The following is a 17,884-nucleotide window of genomic DNA, read 5'->3' as shown; positions in this document are numbered from 1 at the left end:
GAGATCGGATGCAGAAGGATGGCGACAGGGCGCCACTCGCCGGCGTACGGGTGCTCGATTTCTCGATCATGGTGGCGGGTCCGTATTGCGCGCGGCTGCTCGCCGACGTGGGCGCCGAGGTCATCAAGATCGAGCCGCCGGAAGGCGACGACATGCGGCTGCGGACGCCGCTACGCGAAGGCCACAGCACCTATTTCGGCCAGCTCAATGCCGGCAAGAAGAGCCTTGCACTCGATCTGAAGAGCGCGGAGGCGATCCGTCTTGTACACCGCCTCGTCGCCGAGACCGACATCCTGGTGGAGAATTTCCGCCCGGGTGTGATGGACCGTCTCGGCCTCGGCTATGAGGCGTTGCGCGAGATCAATCCCCGGCTGATCTACTGCTCGATTTCCGGCTATGGCCAATCGGGCCCGGAGGCCGGGCGCGCAGCCTATGCGATGATCGTGCATGCCGAGAGCGGATTCGATCGCTCTTTGATGCGTTATGCCGGCGACCGGGAGCGTCCCGCGCCGGGTGCCATTTTCGTCGCCGATATCCTCGGCGGCATCTTCGGCTACTCCGCGATCCAGACCGCGATGGTGCAGCGTACGCGCACCGGAAAGGGACAGCACGTCGATGTGGCCTTGATGGACTGCATGCTGAATCTGCTGGTCTATGAGCTTCAGGAAGCGCAATTCGCGATCCGCGCGCCGCGCCCGACCTATGGCCCGGTGCGGGCGCGCGATGGTGACCTTCTGATCGCGCCGGTGACCGCCCGCAATTTCGTCGCTCTGTGCGAAGTAACGGGGCAGCGTGAACTCGCTGACGATCCGCGATTCAACGCGCTACCGGCGCGCGGCGCCAACTGGACGGCCATGATGCAGGTGGTCGAGCAATGGACCGCGCGGCATACGGTCGACCAATGCTTGGCGGCGCTTGATGCCGCCGGCGTGCCCTGTGCGCGGTACCGCGATCCCGGGGCGGCGCTGACGGATCCGCATCTCCTCGAACGTGGCGCCTTCGCGACGATTGCCGACGGCGCCGGCGAATTTTCCGGCGTGAATGCGCCTTGGAGGATGTCCGGCGCCGAGACCAGCATCGGTCGCGACATTCCCGCCATCGGCGCGCACCGGGATGAGGTGCTGTCGCGCACGCTCGGGCTTTCACCTGAGGCAATCACCGCGCTCGTGAGGCGCGGGGCCTTCGGAGAACCAAGGGAAGAACGGAGAGAGAAGCAGGCGAGAGGTCGGCCGCAATGACCTTTTGACGCCGAACTCGCACGAACGAAAGCGAGGGCGTCGTACACCAGGGAGGGAATGAAATGCGCGATACAACGCTGGACAACGCCATCGCCGATCATAAGACCTACGGCGATGTCGAGCTGCAACACCGGCTGTTTGCCCGGCTGCGGCGCGAGGATCCGATCCATTGGACGGAGCCCGCGGGCTATCGTCCGTTCTGGACGGTCACGAAATATGCCGACATCATCGAGATCGAACGCCAGGCGGATCGCTTCATCAACACACCGCGGACCAAGCTTCTGAGCATCGATTTCGAAAGCAAGGTCCGGGAAGCCATGAACGGCCGGCCCATGCTGGTGCGGGCGCTGCCGCAGATGGACAATCCCGATCACGCCAAGTACCAGAAACTGACACATGCGTGGTTTCAGCCGCGCCAGCTCCGCACCTTGTCGGATCGCATGGAGGCGCTGGCGAAGGAAAGCGTGGACCGGCTTCTTGCTATCGGCGGCGAGTGCGATTTCTATAATGACATCGCGATCTACTATCCGCTGCGCGTATTGATGACGATCCTCGGACTGCCGCGCGAAGACGAGCAGCGTCTCTTGAAGATCACGCAGGCCTATTTCGGCGGCGGCGATCCGGAGATGCAACAGGGCAGTGACCTGATCGATGCGACGCTCGCCTATGTCAATTATTTCAAGGACGTCGCAAAGGAGCGGCGGCAAAATCCCAGGGATGACGTGGCGACCGTCATCGCGATGTCGGAGATCGACGGCAGACCGATCGAGGATTTTGAGGCCTATTCCTATTACGTGGCGCTGGCAAGCGCCGGGCACGACACCACCAGCGCCACGATTGCGGGCGGCCTGCTGGCCCTGATCGAGAATCCCGACGCGATGAGCCGCCTGCAACGCGAGCCCGACCTGATTCCCGGTGCGGCGGAGGAGATGGTGCGCTGGGTTTCACCCGTCAAACATTTTTTCCGGACCGCGGCGGCGGACTACGAAATCCGCAGCAAGAAGATCAAGGCCGGCGACAGTCTCTTCATCAGCTTTCCGTCCGGCAATCGGGACGAGGAAGCATTCGATCGTCCCTTTGAATTCATTGCGGACCGTTCGCCCAACCGGCATCTCGGCTTCGGCTTCGGCATTCATGCTTGCATCGGTCGGCATCTCGCCAAGGCCGAGATCGTGGCATTCTTCCGCGAGTTTCTCAGGCGGATCGACCATGTCGAGCTTGCAGGCAAGCCGGCCTGGACCGAGACCTCTTTCCTCGGCGGCGTCAAGCGGCTGCCGGTGCGGTGCCGGCCGCGATCGCGTGCAGACGACGCCTAGTCGCCGGACGGGATTGAAGCCCGCGACGGCGAGGCCTTTGCGATTGCACGCATGCATTTGATGAAATGCGCGCGATCTTTCTTGGTGAGCGGTGCAAGCAGGAGATCCTGCAGCTTTGCTGCGGCCGGGATCACCTTCAAGAGCGCCGCTTCGCCGCTCGCGGTGATCTGGACCTGGATGGAGCGGCGGTCCTCGGCATTGTCCTTTTTCGAGATCAGCTTGCGCGTCGTCATGCGCTTGAGCATCTCGCTCAGCGTATTGCGATCGGAGCTGATTCGTTCGGCGAGGACGGACGGGGTGAGGGGGCCATCCTGATAGAGCGCCATCAGCACACCGAACTGACGCGGGGTGATATCGTTCTGCTCGGTCAGTGTTTGATAGAGCATGTCGTAACGGGCTTCGAGCAGGCGAAGCAGAAAGCCGATGCCGCCTTCGAGCTGCCAACGGCGCGCGATCTCGCTCGGCGAACCCGTCTTGCTTGCCTCGTCGTTCGTCATGTCATCCATCTGAAAATCTATCCGTAGCCGTTAGCAGCTTGATTCCCGACCCTCAACCCCGCTGCCGTCGAAGGCGAAGATCGGAATGGTCTTGAGGGCGATCTGATCCGGCCTTGCCATGCAGTCGCGGATGTAGTACGTATACGTATCAATAATGAGGGGCGCGGATCGACGTCGCCCCCGGGAGGGTGGCTTGAACCTGCGCGAGCTCCTGTCGGTTCCCTATCTGCTCGAGGCCGAGGCCGTCGAAGCCGAGGCCGGCAGATGGCGGCTGCGCCTTGCCTATCCCGAGCTGCCTGGCTGCACCGCAGAGGGCCATCTGCTTGAAGACGTGCTGAGAGAACTCGAACGGCGCCGGGTCGAGATCATCGTGAGTCTTGTGGAAGCGGGGAAGCAGCCTCCCGTTCCGCGCGAGCCACTTGCCTCTTCCGATCCGCTCTGGACGGCCAACGATCTCGGTCTATCCGCAGGAGTCGCAGCGTTGCTCGGCAGCGCGGCCAAATAGGCTCGCCGGGATGCAGCGCTAGATCACATGGAGAAAGCTCATGCTCTCGCACGAAGACAATGAGAGGCTGGTGAGGGTCGGCAAGGGCACGCCGCTCGGCGAGCTGTTTCGCCTGTACTGGATTCCGTTCCTGCCGTCGGCGGACCTCGCCAAGGACGGGCAGCCGAAGCGCATCCGGCTGCTTGGTGAGGATCTGGTCGCATTCCGGGATTCCGAGGGCCGCATCGGATTGGTCGATCAGGCCTGTCCACATCGCGGTGCGCCGCTGATCTTCGCACGAAACGAGGATTGCGGCCTGCGCTGCGTCTATCACGGCTGGAAATTCGACGTTGCCGGCGCGGTGACCGACATGCCGGCAGAACCGGTGCGTAGCCGCCTCAAGGAGCGGGTGCGGATCAAGGCCTATCCCTGCAAGGAGCGCAACGGGATGATCTGGACCTATATGGGGCCAGATCAGGCCGAGCTTCCGCCGCTGCCGAACCTCGAATGGAATCTGGTGCCGGCCGAGCAGGTGCACATTTCGGTTCGCGTCCAAGAGTGCAATTGGCTGCAGGCGGTCGAGGGCGAGATCGATTCGGCGCATGCGCCGCTGCTGCACGGGCGACTGGATGCCCAGGGCACGACGAGCGCCTGGATCCAGAAGCGCGACCTCCGGCCGACCTTCGAATGCATCAAGCAGGATTTCGGCATGAGCATCGCCGCGCGGCGCAATTACGATGCCAACACGTTGTACTGGCGGGTCAACCAGTTCCTGTTGCCATTCTATACGCTGGTGCCCCCGCTGTCTCCGTTTCCCGATCTAAGCGGACACGCCTGGGTGCCGATCGACGACGAGAATACGCTGTGCATCATGTTCTCCTATCATCCGTCGGAGCCGCTGTTGGAGAAGACGCGGCAGGTGTTCGCCGAAGGACACAAGGGCCGCGAGAGCGGACATGCCAGCCGCCACGCGCTCGTGCAGCATCCGCCGCCCGTCCCGTATGCGGGTTACTGGACCAAATACAATCCGCAGAACGGCTTTCAATTCGACTACGAGGCGCAGCGGACCACCTGGTTCTCGGGCCTGCCGGGGCTCTGGGTGCAGGACGGTGCGTGTCAGAGTGGTGTCTCGCCGATCTTTGATCGCACCAAGGAAACGCTCTGCTCGAGCGATACCGGGATTGCGATGACGCGGCGCTTCATTCTGGAGGCGCTCGGCGCCTATCGCGATCACGCGATCAGGCCCAAGGGGGTGTCGGATCCCGACGTATTCATGGTGCGAGCCGTGTCGCTGCGGCTGCCGCCGGAGGATTCCTGGGTCGACGTCAGCGCCCCGTTCATGCGGGCGAAGCTTGGTGCCGATTTCGGGTACGAGCTGTGAACGCATCCAACCATATGGCTGACACGCAGGAGCTTCTGGTCAAGCGCATCGGCTACGAAGCTGAGCGGACCCAGTCCTACGAGCTGATCGCGCGGACGGACGGCGAGCTGGCCTCGTTCACGGCCGGTAGCCATATCGACCTGCATCTGCCGAACGGCATGATCCGCAGCTACTCGCTGGTGAACGATCCGCGCGAGCGTCACCGGTATGTCATTGCGGTCAACAGGGATGCTGAGAGTCGCGGCGGCTCAAGCCACATTCACGACGCCGTCAGGGTCGGCGATATCATCACGGTCTCCGGGCCGCGCAACAACTTCGCGCTCCACGAGCAGGCCGAGCACTCGATCCTGATCGCCGGGGGCATCGGCATCACGCCGCTGCTGTCAATGATCCGGCGTCTGGAAGCGCTCGGGCTCCGATGGGAGCTGTTCTACGCCGCGAGGACGCGCGCCGCTGCCGCATTTCTCGACGAGCTCGGCAGATATCGATCGAGGGTACATCTCGATTTCGACGACGAGCGATCGGGACTGGCTTTCGATCTCGCGACGATCGTCAGGAACGCACCGGCTCGCGCGCATCTCTACTGCTGCGGTCCGGTGCCCATGCTCGAGGCGTTCGAGGCGGCGTCGGCCGGTCGCCCGGCCGATCACCTGCATGTCGAGTATTTCAAGGCGCGGGAAGCTCCGGCCACCAGGGGTGGCTTCGCCGTCAAGCTGGCGCGAAGCAATCGCACCATCGCGGTCGAGGCAGGCAAGACCATCCTCGATGCGTTGCTGGATGCCGGCATCACCGCGAACTACGCCTGCACCGAGGGGGTCTGCGGCACCTGCGAGACGCGCGTGCTTGAGGGCATACCCGACCATCGCGACCAGTTTCTGAGCGAGGACGAGCAGGCGGCGAACAAGAGCGTCATGATCTGCTGCTCAGGAGCAAAGTCCCGCACGCTTGTGCTCGATCTCTAGAACATCAAATTGACGGATATCCCGATGCTGGATCAGCTTGAAGCCGACTTCCCCGAGCACACCCCGCGCCCTGTCGATGCACCAAGGGCACTCGAGGGGGTCCGTGTGATCGATTTCTCGCATTTCATCGCGGGACCGTTTGCGACCATGATCCTGGCCGACATGGGCGCCGAGGTGATTAAGATCGAAGCGCCGGGCCGCGGCGATGATTTGCGCCGCTATCCGCCGGTGCATCCCGAGCTCAGGCACGGTGCGCCGTTTCTCTGGACCAACCGCAACAAGCGCAGCGTTGCCCTCGACCTGAAGTCTGAAGAGGGTCTGAAGGTCGCGCGTGAGCTGATCGCGACGGTGGACGTCCTCGTCGAGAATTTCTCGGCGAGCGTGATGGCGCGGCTGGGCCTCGACTACGAGAGCTGCCGCAAGATCAATCCCGAGATCATCTATTGCTCGGTCTCGGCCTATGGCCGCGATGGGGCGTTTTCGGACCGGCTCGGCTTCGATCCGATCGCGCAGGTCGAGAGTGGCTTCGTGTCGATGAACGGCTATGTCGACCGGGAGGGCGTGCGCGCATTGTCTCCGGTGATGGATATCAGCACCGCGATGATGGCCAGCAATGCGATCCTTGGTGCGTTGTTCGCCCGCGAGCGCAGCGGGCAGGGTCAGGCCATCGAGGTATCGCTGTTCGAGAATGCCGTCCTGATGACCGGCTATGCGACCATGCAGTCGCTGTTCAGCGGCACCGATCCGAAGCGAAGCGGCAACACCAGCCCGGACACGTGTCCGTCGGGTGTGTTCCTGGCCAGCGATTGCTCCTTCTATATCAACTGCGGCAACGACAAGATCTTCCAGCGCCTGATGGCGCAGGTTCTTGAGCGCGAGGATCTCGCGGCGGCCGAGATCTATGCAACCGGCCCCGATCGAATCCGCCGTCGCGAGGAGTTGTTCGCGATTCTCGGCGAGGCCTTCGCCCGACAGTCCTGGTTGCACTGGCAGTCGCGGATGCGGGCAGCCGGGGTGCCCTGCGGCCAGGTGCGCACCGTCGGCGAGGCGATCCGCTCCCCGGAGGCGCGGGAGCGCGGCATCGTCACCCGGATCCCGCATGACACGGTCGGATGGGTGCCGAATGTGAACCTGCCGATCCGCTATTCGCGGACGCCGATCGTCGATCCCGTAGCGGCACCGGCCGTTGGGCAACATACCGAAAATGTGCTGCGCGAGTTGCTCAGCTACGACGAAGCGGAAATCGCGCGCCTTGCCGCAGGCGGAGCCTTCGGCAGCCAGCCCTCGCGACAGAATGCCAAGCCGTGACGGGGCGCGGTCGAGACGCGCGAACGCTGCGGAGCCGTGTGGCCGTCGCCGGGATTGGTGAAACGGACTATTTTCGCGACGGCGCTTCGCCCGATGAGGACACGCCCTAATTGACGAGTTGATCGTCCAGACGACAGCCGCCTCCTTGCGGCTTTTTCTTTGGGTAACGGCCAGTTTGCATTCGATTTGCTACCAAGAAAAAGCGCGATCATGAGCATCGGACCGGTAGCAAATTTGGTAGCAAATCACCGCCAAAAACTGGTTCGATAGTCTCACCACGAGCGTATTGGGACTAAAAAAACCAGCGAAATCAGTATAGATACGGTGCCGTGTCTTCCCAGGACTGGACCAGCGGTGCACCTAAGTGGTTGAAAGTCATTGGAAATTTTCCGTAGCCCCCATGATGGACTGGACCGATAGGCACTGTCGCGTGTTCCATCGGCTGATGTCGCGGCGGGCGCGGCTTTACACGGAGATGTTGACGACCGGCGCGGTGATCCACGGCGATCGGATGCGGCTGCTCGGGCATGATGCGAGCGAGCACCCGGTGGCGCTGCAGCTTGGCGGTTCCGATCCACGCGATCTCGCGACAGCCGCCAGGATCGGCGAGGATTTCGGTTACGACGAGATCAACCTCAATGTCGGCTGTCCCTCCGACCGCGTGAAGGACGGCCGGTTTGGCGCCTGCCTGATGGCCGAGCCAGCGCTGGTCGCCGACGGGGTCGCGGCCATGAAGCGCGCGGTGAGCATTCCCGTCACGGTGAAATGCCGGATCGGGATCGACGATCAGGATCCGGAAGTCGCACTCGATGTGCTGGCGCGCGGGGTGGTTGCGGCGGGGGCGGACATGCTGATCGTTCACGCCCGCAAAGCCTGGCTCAACGGGCTGTCGCCGAAGGAGAACCGCGATATCCCGCCGCTCGATTACGACCGCGTCTATCGCCTGAAGGCGGCGTTGCCCGATGTGCCCATCATCATCAATGGCGGCATCGCGAGCCTTGCCGAGGCGCGGCAGCATCTTGCGCATGTCGACGGCGTGATGCTCGGACGGGCGGCCTATCAGGAGCCGTGGCGGCTGCTTGCCGTCGATTCCGAACTGTTCGGCGAGCCGTCGCCGCATGCGACGATGAAGCACGTGTTCGCGGCGATGATGCCCTATATCGAGGCGCAGCTCGCGCTCGGGACGCGGCTGCATGCGATCACGCGACACTTCGTTGGCGCCTTCCATGGCGTCCCCGGCGCGCGTGCGTTCCGCCGCCACCTGGCGGAGCATGGCGTCAAGCCGGGGGCCGGTGCCGATGTGCTGCGCGATGCGATCGCGCTGGTCGATGAGCGCGTGCCGGCGTCGATCGCCGCCTGATCTAGAGCATGATCCGGAAAAGTGTGAAGCGGTTTTTCCGAAAAGATCATGCTCAAACAAAGAGCTAAAGCGCGATGACGATTCAACTCAATCACATCGCGCTTTAGCCTGGGCTTGCGAAGATCTGCTGCATCATGCGGGCCACCGCATGGCCCATCTCGTCGCCTTCTTCGCGCAAGCCGGCCATGGTGCCCTCGGCGTCGGCGCCGGGCTTGTTCTGCCCGAGCTTTTCGACGCATTCGAGCCGGCACGGGCCGATCCGAAACGCGACGATGCCGCCGAGAAGCCGCGCGACCAGATCCTCCGGCGCATCGCTCAACCGCCAGGGCGTGGCAGCACGACGCTCGAACTCATCGACGGTGCGCTCCAGCACATGGCGCCGATCCGTCTCGGCGGGCAGCAGCTCGATCCGTCCGCGCAATTGCAGGCCGACATAGTTCCAGGTCGGCACATTGGCGGGGCCGGCATACCAGCGCGGCGAGATATAGGCGCTTGGACCATTGGCAACGATCAGAACCTCGCTCACGGACGGGAGGTCTGCCGCGTGGCTGTTCCTCAAGGCGATATGCCCGAGCAACCGGATGTCGGTGGGATCGTCCTTCTCCACGACGAAGGGCAGGGACGTCGCGCGCACGCCCGACGCGCCCGTGGTGATCAGGACTCCGAACGGATAGCGGCGCAGCCATTGCAGCGCCTGCGCCGCATCGGGCTGGCGGAAATGCGGTGCGGAGAAGAACTTGTCGCCGGTTGCGGGTGGCGAGCCGCTCGCTGATTGCTGGGCCATGAGGTCGTCGCCTTGTTGCTTGCCTGACGTCAGTCCTTCCACACGCCCCAGGCAATCGGCCGGTCCGGCGCCCACACCCGATAGCCGTGCACGTGCTTTGTCGTTGCGTCAACCGCCGGCTCGTAGAACAGCCCGATGGTTGGAATCTGCGCCCTCAGCAAGTCATGCAGGTCGAGGAAGAGCTGCTTGCGCCGGGCGTCGTCGGCCGTTTCCATCGCCTCGCGCAGCAACTCGAGCGCCTTCGGATCGTCCCATTGCGCCCATTTGAACCTGGCGCGGTCGGCAAGAAAGGTCGCGTAAGTCAGGGCCGGGTCGAAGCGGCCGGAATAGGTGAAGGACTGGAGCTGAAATTCGCCTTTCATGTAACGATCGAGCTGTGTCGCCCAATCGAGGGTCTCGATCTGCACATTGAGACCGACCGCCGACAGCATCGCCTGCAGCAGGATGGAATTGGCGTCCATCCCCGGATAGCGCTTGTTGGTCTGCAGCTTGATCGGCTGGCCGTGATAGCCGGCCTCCTTCAAAAGTGCCGCGGCCCGGCTCGGGTCATACGCGGGCCAAGCGAGAAAGGCCGGATCGAAATAAGCCATCGACGTGCTGACCGCCGAGGAGTTGGCCTTGGCAAGGCCCTGGCTGCGGGTCTCCGCGATCTGCTCGCGATCGATGGCCGTGGCGATCGCCTCGCGCATTTTCGGATTGGCGAGCAGCGGGTCCTTGTCGTTGATCAGAAGCGCGTCGCGGGCAAGTCCGGGCGTCGTCTGCACGTTCACGCCGCCCGCCTGCAACTCTGCGACACGCTCAGGCTGCACTTCCGTGATCACGTCGACGGCGTCGGTCCGCAAAGCGGCTCGCGCCGCGCTGTCATCGGGGATGATCCTGAAGCTGATACGATCGACATGGGCAATCCGCGCGCCGGCGTAGCCGCTGGCCGGTGCCGTGCTCGGCCGGTAGGCGGCGACGCGATCGAGGTCGATAGACAGATCGTGCTTCCATTCGGCGAGCTTGAACGGGCCGGTGCCGATCGGCGCACGCCATTGGCCTTGCGCGTCGAGGCTGTCGGGATGGGCGACGAGCACCGCGCATTGGATGTTCGCCAGTTGCTTGAGGAACATGCCGCTGGGCTTTTCCAGGTGATAGATGACGATGCGCGGCTCGGGCGCCTCGACGTCGATTACTTTGACGCCCTGGCTGCCATCGAAGACGTTGCGGCATTGCCAGGCGGGATTGGCCTGCAATCGCGACCAGCTCCATTTCACCTCGGCCGAGGTCAATGGAGCGCCGTTGTGAAACATCACGCCGTCGCGCAGCACGAAGCGATAGGTCTTGCCGTCGCCGGAGACGGTCCAGGAGTCCGCAAGCGCCGACCCGACGCTCATGTCGGCGCGATAGGCGACCAGCCCCTCGAAGATATGGTTGAGGACGTTATCGGTGTTGGTGTCCCGGTTGACGCCGGGCTCCAGGCTGCGGATGTCGGAATTGAGCCGGATCGTGAGCAGGCCGCCTTGCTTCGGTTGCTCCTCGGCAACGGCTTGCGTGACCAGCATCGTGCAAAGCCAGGCTGCCACCAGCGCTCGTTTCATCGCACGCCCTCCCTATGATCCGCTTCACCAGCGAAAGCCGCATTGAAGAAATCCTCGACGACCGGGATCAGGCCGGGCAGCGTATGGGCGACGCCGGGAACGATGTCCCGTCGCACCGAAATGCCATGTGCCTCGAAGCTCGCCTTGAGGGCATCGAGCCGAGCCGGCCGGTCGGCGCCGGCAATATTGGCGTCCGGCTGCCACCACGCGTCGCCCGGCTTGATGGTGATTTCCCAGGTGTCCCTGTCGTCGGCGCCGACGACCATCTGCACGGCGACGGGACGCATCGCGGCAAGGTCGAGCGGCTTGCCGAAGCGATCGGCGAAGTCGCGGACGCCGACCCAGTGGTCGCGTTCGACGTCGAGCAGGGTGACGACGCCGGGCGATGCGATGGATACGGCGCTGAGCCGCTCCGGGTGCAGATAGAGGAAGCGCTGGGCGAACTGCGCACCGCCCGAAAAGCCGAACAGACCGAAGCGATCGGCATCGAGCCGGTAGCGCGCCTCAAGCTCTGCGATCATCGCGAACAGCACCGCGTCGTAGTGCATCGCACCGACGCGCAGCATCTTGTAGCTCGAATGATCGTCGGGTGCGACGATGCCGACCGGAAACAAGGGCGCAAGGACGATCAGCCGGCGCCGCTCGGCAAGCGCGATGAAGGCGTCACGATAGGCGATCATCTCGCGGCGCGAGCCGTGGACGGCAACGAGCAGGCGGTAGCGATCAGCGCCATCCTCGGCATAGCTTTCCGGAACGTAGGCGCAATAGGAAAAGCGCGGGTCGCGCTGGCAGCAATAGACGGTCGTGCGGCCGAAATCATAGTAGGAGAGGCGCGCACCGTGGCCTTGGCGCTTCGGGGCGGATGAGCTCATCGCCGCGGCTCGGGCGGCAGCGCCGGCGGAAGCCGCGACTCGATCGCTTCGGCCGCATCGAAACAGAGGTCCTCGCGGAAGGGCGCAGCGACGAGCTGGACGCCGATCGGCAGTCCATCGGACACCAGCGTAGGCGCCGAGATTGCGGGCAGGCCGAGCAGCGAGACCGCAGTCATCGGTCGCTGGGAGCGGATGATCGCAGCCGTCGTCGCTTCGTCGCGCGCGTCGGCGTCGACCTCGAAAGCCGGCTCAGTCGAGACCGGCATGAGGATGAGCGGATGGCGGATCAGGAAGATCTGCCACTGCCGCAGCAATCTCAGCCGTTCGCCGAGCGCAACGAGCACTTCGGTCGGATCGCGTTGCGGCCACACCCGCCGCCACAGACCGGCGGCGCGGCGGACGCCGTCATCGCCGTTCGTCTCGATATAGGGTTCGAGCTGGGCGAGAAGATCGGGCATGGCGAGGCGCGGCCAGGTTTCGGCGGCGGTGATGAGCTCCGGCGGCGAAGCCGGCTCGACACGATAGCCGGCGTCCTCAAGTGCACGTGCGGCAGCCTTGAGCGCTGCGCTCACCGCCGGATGGAACGCGGCGCCGTCAAGGCTGTCGACGAGTGCAACCCGGATCGGCTGGCGCGCCGGAGGGAAGGGAGCCGGTGCGACGGTGCGGGGATCGAGCACATCGGGTTTCGCCATCGCCGCGAAAGCGAGGCGCAAATCCCTGACGCTGCGCGTCAGCGGGCCTTGCACCGCCATCAACTGCGACGAGATCGGCGATAGTCCCTGGAAGCTCGGATTGTAGGAGGGGACCCGTCCAAGCGACGGCTTCAGGCCGAACACGCCGCAACAATAGGCCGGGTAGCGGATCGAGCCGGCGATATCGTTGCCATGGGAGATCGGCGCCATGCCAATGGCGGTCGCAACCGCCGCGCCGCCGCTGGAGCCGCCGCAGGTGCGATCGGCGCGCCATGGATTGCGGGTCTCGCCATGCAATGCGTTGCCGGTGTGCCAGCGCATCGAATAGCCCGGCGCGTTGGTGCGTCCGATCAGGATGGCGCCGGCCTGGCGAAGGTTGGCGACGACCGGGTTGTCCTGCTCGGCAATCAGACCCTTGTTGGCGACGATGCCGTTGTCGGTCGGGCAGCCGCGTTGATCGATGTTGATCTTGATCGTCGCCGGCACGCCATGCAGCGGGCCCAATTCCTCGCCGGCGCGCTGCTTGGCGTCCAGCGCGTCCGCGGTGGCGAGCGCTTCGTCGGCGAGCGACAGAACGATGGCATTGAGCGAAGGATTGACGTCGGCCATGCGCGCGAGTGCCGCTTCGACCGCCTCGCGCGCCGAAATCTTCCGCGCCCGGATTGCTGCGGCGAGCGCGGTGGCGTCAGCGCGCCAGAGTGGGCCGTCGAGCGATCCGGGCGCGTCTTGCGCGCGCCTCGCGTCATCAGCGATCCGCTCGGTCATGCTCACTCTCCTCTGGTCATGGCGGGGACACTAGTGTATTTTATAGCCACATGAAACAAAAATCGACATCTCGTCCCACCCGCCTGCAACGGGACCTGTTGCCGCAAATCGTCGAGCTGGTGCGCGGCGACGGGCTCGGGCCGGGTGCGCGCCTGACCGAAGCCGACCTTGCGGCGCGGCTGCAGGTATCGCGCACGCCGGTGCGTGCCGCCCTCCAGCATCTGGCGCGGCGCGGTCTCGTCGAGGCGCGCCCGCGCCGCGGTTTCGTATTGCGCAAGAGCGTCACGAGCCTGTCGCTTGACGACGCGCCGGCCACTTCCGACGAGGCGAGCGAGCTCTGCGTCGAGATTGCCCGCGACAGGCTCGCTGGTCGCCTGCCGCTCGAAGTCTCCGAGTCCGATCTGATGCGGCGCTATCAGGTGACGCGGCCGTTCCTGCTAAAGGTCTTGAACAGGCTTGCCGGGGTCGCGCTGATCGAGCGCAAGCCGGGGCGAGGCTGGCTGTTTTCGCAAGCGATCGACGATCCCAAAGCGAGGGCAGAGAGTTTTGCCTTCCGCCGCTTGCTCGAGCCTGCGGCGATCCTGATGCCGCGTTTTCGCCTCGATCCGGCCTGGATGGCCGAGATGCGCGAACGTCATCGCGCCGCACTGGCCGCGCCCTGGCGCAAATCCTCGAGTGTCGATTTCTTCGAGATGAACGCCGCGTTCCACCAGGGGATCGCGGCCGGCGCCGACAATCGCTACTTGCTCCTGGCGCTCGAGCAGCAGAACCGGTTACGGCGTTTCGTCAACTACGATTGGACGTTCGGCCATGAGCGCGTCGTCGCGTCCTGCAACGAGCATCTGGAGATCCTGGACCGGATCGAGCGCGGCGAATTGGAGGTCGCGGCGGCGCTGATGCGCAGCCACATCGATGCGGCCAGCCGGCTCGCCCATCCGCAGCTCGAGCGGGCGGACGCAGACGACTAGGTGTATTATATGTTCAAATAGATCAGTTGGCGCGATGGTCTCATCGCGGTGCGTCGCGGCCGCACCATGAGCATGATCGTGCGGAACGCCTTGCCGAGCGTCCGCCGCGCCAGCAGTGACCGCCGGTGATCCGGGCATCTCGACCGACGGACCGATCGCCTTGATCTTCCAGGTCAGCCACGCTGCCGCCACGCCGAACCAAACGTTGGCTGCCGTTTCGGTGTGTGACACCGCCGGCGGCGGCCCGGGCGCTACATCCGCATCCGGTTAGACGAATTGTGGATTTGTGCCGCAGGAGGAGTGGGGCAATCTGCCGCATCGGAGCGCCGCGACTGCCGCATCCTGCGATGCGGAAAGAAGAGCCAGCCGCCTCGCGCGCCCAATTCCAAACAGCGATGTCAAATCGCCCTTGATCTCTGAGATCGTGATCTCTTCACGATCACTTGGAGCAGCCGGAGTGACCTTGTCTTCATGAAATAACGTCCGCGAAAAACTGCAAAACCGGGAGGTCTGGAATGGCTACGATTCGGTTGTCGATCAATCGTCGCACGCTCATCAAGTCCGGATTGGCTTTGGCCAGCAGCCAGGCGATTGGCGCGCCCTTCATCGTCAAGTCGCTCGCGGACGAGCCGGTCAAGATCGGAATGGTCAATCCACTGACCGGCGTGCTTTCCGCGCTGGCGCAGAGTGAGGTCGACGGCGCCCGATATGCCGAAGCCGAACTCAACAAGAAGGGCGGCATTCTCGGTCGCCAGGTCCAACTCCTCGTCGAAGATTCCGCGAACGATGTCGGCACCGGGGTGCAGAAGACCCGGAAGCTGATCGATCGCGACAATGTCGCAGTCATCCTCGGTGACGTGAATTCCGGCATCGCCTATGCGATGTCGCAGGTGACCAACGAGAAGAATATCTTTCACATCGTTCCTGGCGGTCACACCGATCCGATTACCGGGACGAGCTGCAAGTGGAACGTGTTCCGCATCTGCAACACCACGACGATGGACGCCAATGCCGTCACGCCGGAACTGGTGAAGAAGTTCGGCAAGAAGTGGTTCTTCATCACGCCGGACTATGCCTACGGCCACACCTTGCAGGACGCCTTCATCAAAGCGCTGAAGAAGGCCGGCGGAACATTCGAGGGCGATATGCTCCCGATCAACAACACCGATTTCTCCGCGACCTTGATCAAGGCGAAGGCCTACAAGCCGAACGTTCTGCTCAACAACATGGGCGGCCTGACACAGATCAATTGCATGAAGCAATTCACCCAGTTCGGAATGCAGAAGGAAATGGCACTGGGCGGTGCGCTGTTCGAGCTGGAAAGCGTCAAGGGATGTCCGCCTGATGCGCAGACCGGCTGGTGGGTCATGGAGTGGTGGTGGAACCAGCCCAAGGTGCCCGAGGTCGTGAAGTTTGTGAGCGATTTCCGCGCGGCCACCAAGAAGACGCCCACTGCGCGCGACTGGTTCGGCTACGTGGGGATGCACACGGTCCGGCTTGCCGCAGAGAAAGCGAAGTCCCTTGAAGGTCCGAAGATGGCGAAGGCGCTGGAGGACCTCGAGCTGCCGCCGGATGTCGCGCTGCAACCGGGCAAGGTGCGCTATCGCGCGGGAGATCATGAATTGATGCCGAATATCTTCGTCGGCGAAGTTCATCCGCCGAAGGGTGAACCGGATGACCTGTTCACTGTCTCCGCGCTCGTCCCGGGCGATGAGGCTGCGGGCTCGGTGGCCGACACCGGCTGCAAGATGGTGGCGCCGGCCTGACCGAAGCGCTGGCTGAATAGTCACCAGAGCCGAGGGCGGGATGATCCAGGTCATACTTTTCAACGTCACCAATGGTCTGATCATCGGTGCATTCTACGTGCTGATGGCGCTGGGCCTGTCCCTGATCCTCAACCTCAGCAACGTCATCAACTTCGCGCACGGCAACTTCCTGGCGCTCGGCGGCTACCTTGCTTTCACCTTGTCGCCGGCGCTGGGTTACTGGGGCGCGTTGCTGGTCTCGCCCTTCATCACGGCGCTGATAGGTCTTGCGGTCGAGCGGCTGATGATCCGGCGCGTCTATAACCGGGATCCGGTCTATAGCCTGTTGCTGACCTTCGGCTTCGCCTTCGTGATGCAGGATGCCGCCCGCTATATCTGGGGACCGAACGGGTTGCCGCTCGGATTGCCGGAGTTCCTGTCGCAGCCGATCAGCGCGACACTGTTCTTCATCACCTGGTACCGCGTCTTCATGGTCGGCGTCGTCATCATTGCGGTGGCCGGACTGTTCGCCTTCCTGCGCTACACCCAAGTCGGCATACGCATCCGGGCGGGCACGCTTGATCTCGAGACGGTGGCGTCGCTCGGGGTCAACATCAGCCTGTTACGCACGTTCAATTTCGCGCTTGGCTGCCTGCTCGCCGGCTTGAGCGGGGTGCTGGCCGCCGGGCAGATCGGCCTCAATCCCAATATGGGCGACGATCTGCTGATGCCGAGCTTCATCGCGATCATCGTCGGCGGCGTCGGCAGCCTGATCGGCACGCTGTTCGGTGGGCTGCTGATTGGAGTGGCCGCGGCGCTCACCACAGTCTTCTATCCTTCGGCAAGTGAGGCCGTGATCTATGCCATCATGATGATCGTGCTTCTCGTTCGTCCCCGAGGTCTGATGGGCGAGGAAGGAATGATGGCATGAGCACCGACGTCGGCAGCAGCGCAACCGCCGCGGCGATGAGTCCAAAGCGGACGCCTGCAGTTCCGAGATGGGTCATGCTCGCCGTCGTCTGGGCCGTCCTGCTCGCGGTGCCGTACTGGCTCCCCTTGCTCGGCGGCTACACCGCGCTCGCCGGACGCGTGCTGGTGTTCGGACTTGCCGCGATGGGACTGAATCTGCTGCTGGGCTTCACCGGTGTCTTGAGCTTCGGCCACGCCGCCTATTTTGGCCTTGGCGCCTATGGGGCCGGGCTCACCTTGCGATATCTCGTGCACAGCACGCCGCTCGCCATGCTGTTGGGGACGCTGCTGGGTGGATTGGCCGGGACGCTGTTCGGTCTTCTGATCGTGCGCCGCCGCGGCGTCTACTTTGCGATGTGCACGATCGCGTTCGGGCAGCTCTGGTACTATCTCGCCTATAGCTGGAACGACTTTACCGGCGGCTTTGACGGCCTGCGCGATTTTCACCGCGAGCCGATCGGGTTTGGTCCGCTGACGCTCGACATCACCGACGGCGGCAACAGATTCTATTTCTTCCTTCTCGCCGTCTTCGCGCTCGCCGTGGGCTTGATGGGCCTTCTGGTGCGCTCTCCGTTCGGCCACACCTTGCGGGCAATCCGGGAGAACGAGCGCCGCGCGCGCTTCCTGGCGATTCCGGTCGAACGACAAATCTGGCTGTCGTTCTCGATCTCCTGCTTCTTCACCGCGCTTGCCGGCACCCTCTATGCGCTCCTCAACAACTTCGCCGATCCCCTGGCGCTGCACTACTCGCTGTCCGGCTATCTGGTCGTGATGTGCGTGATGGGCGGCATGCGGACGTTTTGGGGACCGCTGGTCGGTGCAACCGTGTTCGTGGTGTTGCAGGACTACATCTCGTCGATGACCGTGAACTGGATGTCCTTTGTCGGCGCGATCTTCGTGATCGTGGTGCTGTTCTTCCCGCGCGGCCTGCTCGGCATGCGGCGGATACGCAAGTCGGTGTGA

Annotated in this window: 16 protein-coding genes; 11 read left to right on the top strand and 5 right to left on the bottom strand. The window is 63.8% G+C overall.

The genetic code is table 11. The features are described from left to right. The first annotated feature begins 8 nt into the window (after positions 1 to 8). Together P6U30_RS22415 and P6U30_RS22410 are read left to right on the top strand one after the other, a co-directional pair. On the top strand, positions 9 to 1,238 hold the full coding sequence (locus P6U30_RS22415; protein ID WP_407165082.1) for a CaiB/BaiF CoA transferase family protein: 1,230 nt from the start codon (positions 9 to 11) through the stop codon (positions 1,236 to 1,238). 62 nt (positions 1,239 to 1,300) lie between these two features. Next, positions 1,301 to 2,554: a cytochrome P450 gene (locus tag P6U30_RS22410; RefSeq protein WP_407165081.1), complete on the top strand. Its 1,254-nt coding sequence runs from the start codon at positions 1,301 to 1,303 to the stop codon at positions 2,552 to 2,554. Here P6U30_RS22410 and P6U30_RS22405 read toward each other — a convergent pair. After that, complete coding sequence (locus P6U30_RS22405; RefSeq protein WP_407165080.1) at positions 2,551 to 3,060, bottom strand: MarR family winged helix-turn-helix transcriptional regulator; 510 nt, start codon at positions 3,058 to 3,060, stop codon at positions 2,551 to 2,553. The genes P6U30_RS22410 and P6U30_RS22405 overlap by 4 nt on opposite strands. Before the next feature lie 184 nt (positions 3,061 to 3,244). Here P6U30_RS22405 and P6U30_RS22400 point away from each other — a divergent pair, with 184 nt between their 5' ends. The 5 genes from P6U30_RS22400 (at position 3,245) to dusA (ending at position 8,546) form a co-directional block, all read left to right on the top strand. Next, positions 3,245 to 3,556: a type II toxin-antitoxin system HicB family antitoxin gene (locus tag P6U30_RS22400; protein ID WP_407165079.1), complete on the top strand. Its 312-nt coding sequence runs from the start codon at positions 3,245 to 3,247 to the stop codon at positions 3,554 to 3,556. Positions 3,557 to 3,596: 40 nt separating this feature from the next. After that, a complete protein-coding gene (locus P6U30_RS22395; protein ID WP_407165078.1) occupies positions 3,597 to 4,916 on the top strand; it encodes a Rieske 2Fe-2S domain-containing protein in 1,320 nt (439 codons plus the stop codon). Between the two features lie 14 nt (positions 4,917 to 4,930). Continuing rightward, positions 4,931 to 5,878: a PDR/VanB family oxidoreductase gene (locus P6U30_RS22390; RefSeq protein ID WP_407165077.1), complete on the top strand. Its 948-nt coding sequence runs from the start codon at positions 4,931 to 4,933 to the stop codon at positions 5,876 to 5,878. A 24-nt stretch (positions 5,879 to 5,902) separates the two neighbouring features. Further along, positions 5,903 to 7,186 (top strand): CaiB/BaiF CoA transferase family protein, encoded by a 1,284-nt coding sequence (locus P6U30_RS22385; protein WP_407165076.1) that lies wholly within the window; start codon positions 5,903 to 5,905, stop codon positions 7,184 to 7,186. A gap of 400 nt (positions 7,187 to 7,586) precedes the next feature. After that, positions 7,587 to 8,546, top strand: a complete 960-nt coding sequence (gene dusA, locus P6U30_RS22380; protein WP_407165075.1) for a tRNA dihydrouridine(20/20a) synthase DusA — start codon at positions 7,587 to 7,589, stop codon at positions 8,544 to 8,546. 103 nt (positions 8,547 to 8,649) lie between these two features. Here the strand turns inward: dusA and P6U30_RS22375 are convergent, their stop codons facing one another. Genes P6U30_RS22375 through P6U30_RS22360 form a run of 4 tightly spaced genes read right to left on the bottom strand, consistent with a single transcriptional unit; the run spans position 8,650 to position 13,239 of the window. Further along, positions 8,650 to 9,330: an FMN-binding negative transcriptional regulator gene (locus P6U30_RS22375; protein ID WP_407165074.1), complete on the bottom strand. Its 681-nt coding sequence runs from the start codon at positions 9,328 to 9,330 to the stop codon at positions 8,650 to 8,652. A 29-nt stretch (positions 9,331 to 9,359) separates the two neighbouring features. After that, positions 9,360 to 10,910 carry an ABC transporter substrate-binding protein gene (locus P6U30_RS22370; RefSeq protein WP_407165073.1) on the bottom strand — a complete coding sequence of 517 codons (1,551 nt, stop codon included), beginning with the start codon at positions 10,908 to 10,910 and terminating at the stop codon, positions 9,360 to 9,362. Next, entirely contained in the window at positions 10,907 to 11,782 is an 876-nt protein-coding gene (locus tag P6U30_RS22365; protein ID WP_407165072.1) for an alpha/beta hydrolase, read from the bottom strand. Before P6U30_RS22365 ends, P6U30_RS22370 begins: the two co-directional genes overlap by 4 nt. Beyond that, the gene (locus P6U30_RS22360) at positions 11,779 to 13,239 is read right to left on the bottom strand and encodes an amidase (RefSeq protein ID WP_407165071.1); all 1,461 of its coding nucleotides are present in this window, start codon (positions 13,237 to 13,239) and stop codon (positions 11,779 to 11,781) included. Before P6U30_RS22360 ends, P6U30_RS22365 begins: the two co-directional genes overlap by 4 nt. Before the next feature lie 98 nt (positions 13,240 to 13,337). On the opposite strand from P6U30_RS22360, the gene P6U30_RS22355 reads away from it, so the two are divergent. The 4 genes from P6U30_RS22355 to P6U30_RS22340 all read left to right on the top strand — a co-directional run bounded on the left by P6U30_RS22355 (position 13,338) and on the right by P6U30_RS22340 (position 17,884). Further along, positions 13,338 to 14,207 (top strand): GntR family transcriptional regulator, encoded by an 870-nt coding sequence (locus P6U30_RS22355; RefSeq protein ID WP_407165070.1) that lies wholly within the window; start codon positions 13,338 to 13,340, stop codon positions 14,205 to 14,207. A gap of 515 nt (positions 14,208 to 14,722) precedes the next feature. Further along, positions 14,723 to 15,973: an ABC transporter substrate-binding protein gene (locus P6U30_RS22350; RefSeq protein WP_407165069.1), complete on the top strand. Its 1,251-nt coding sequence runs from the start codon at positions 14,723 to 14,725 to the stop codon at positions 15,971 to 15,973. Between the two features lie 40 nt (positions 15,974 to 16,013). After that, positions 16,014 to 16,883, top strand: a complete 870-nt coding sequence (locus tag P6U30_RS22345) for a branched-chain amino acid ABC transporter permease (RefSeq protein WP_407165068.1) — start codon at positions 16,014 to 16,016, stop codon at positions 16,881 to 16,883. Continuing rightward, on the top strand, positions 16,880 to 17,884 hold the full coding sequence (locus tag P6U30_RS22340; RefSeq protein ID WP_407165067.1) for a branched-chain amino acid ABC transporter permease: 1,005 nt from the start codon (positions 16,880 to 16,882) through the stop codon (positions 17,882 to 17,884). Before P6U30_RS22345 ends, P6U30_RS22340 begins: the two co-directional genes overlap by 4 nt.

Source organism: Bradyrhizobium sp. ORS 111 (assembly GCF_045571485.1).
Taxonomy (GTDB): domain Bacteria; phylum Pseudomonadota; class Alphaproteobacteria; order Rhizobiales; family Xanthobacteraceae; genus Bradyrhizobium.
Note: the sequence above shows the minus strand (reverse complement) of the source record. Positions and strands in the feature narration are given on the sequence as shown.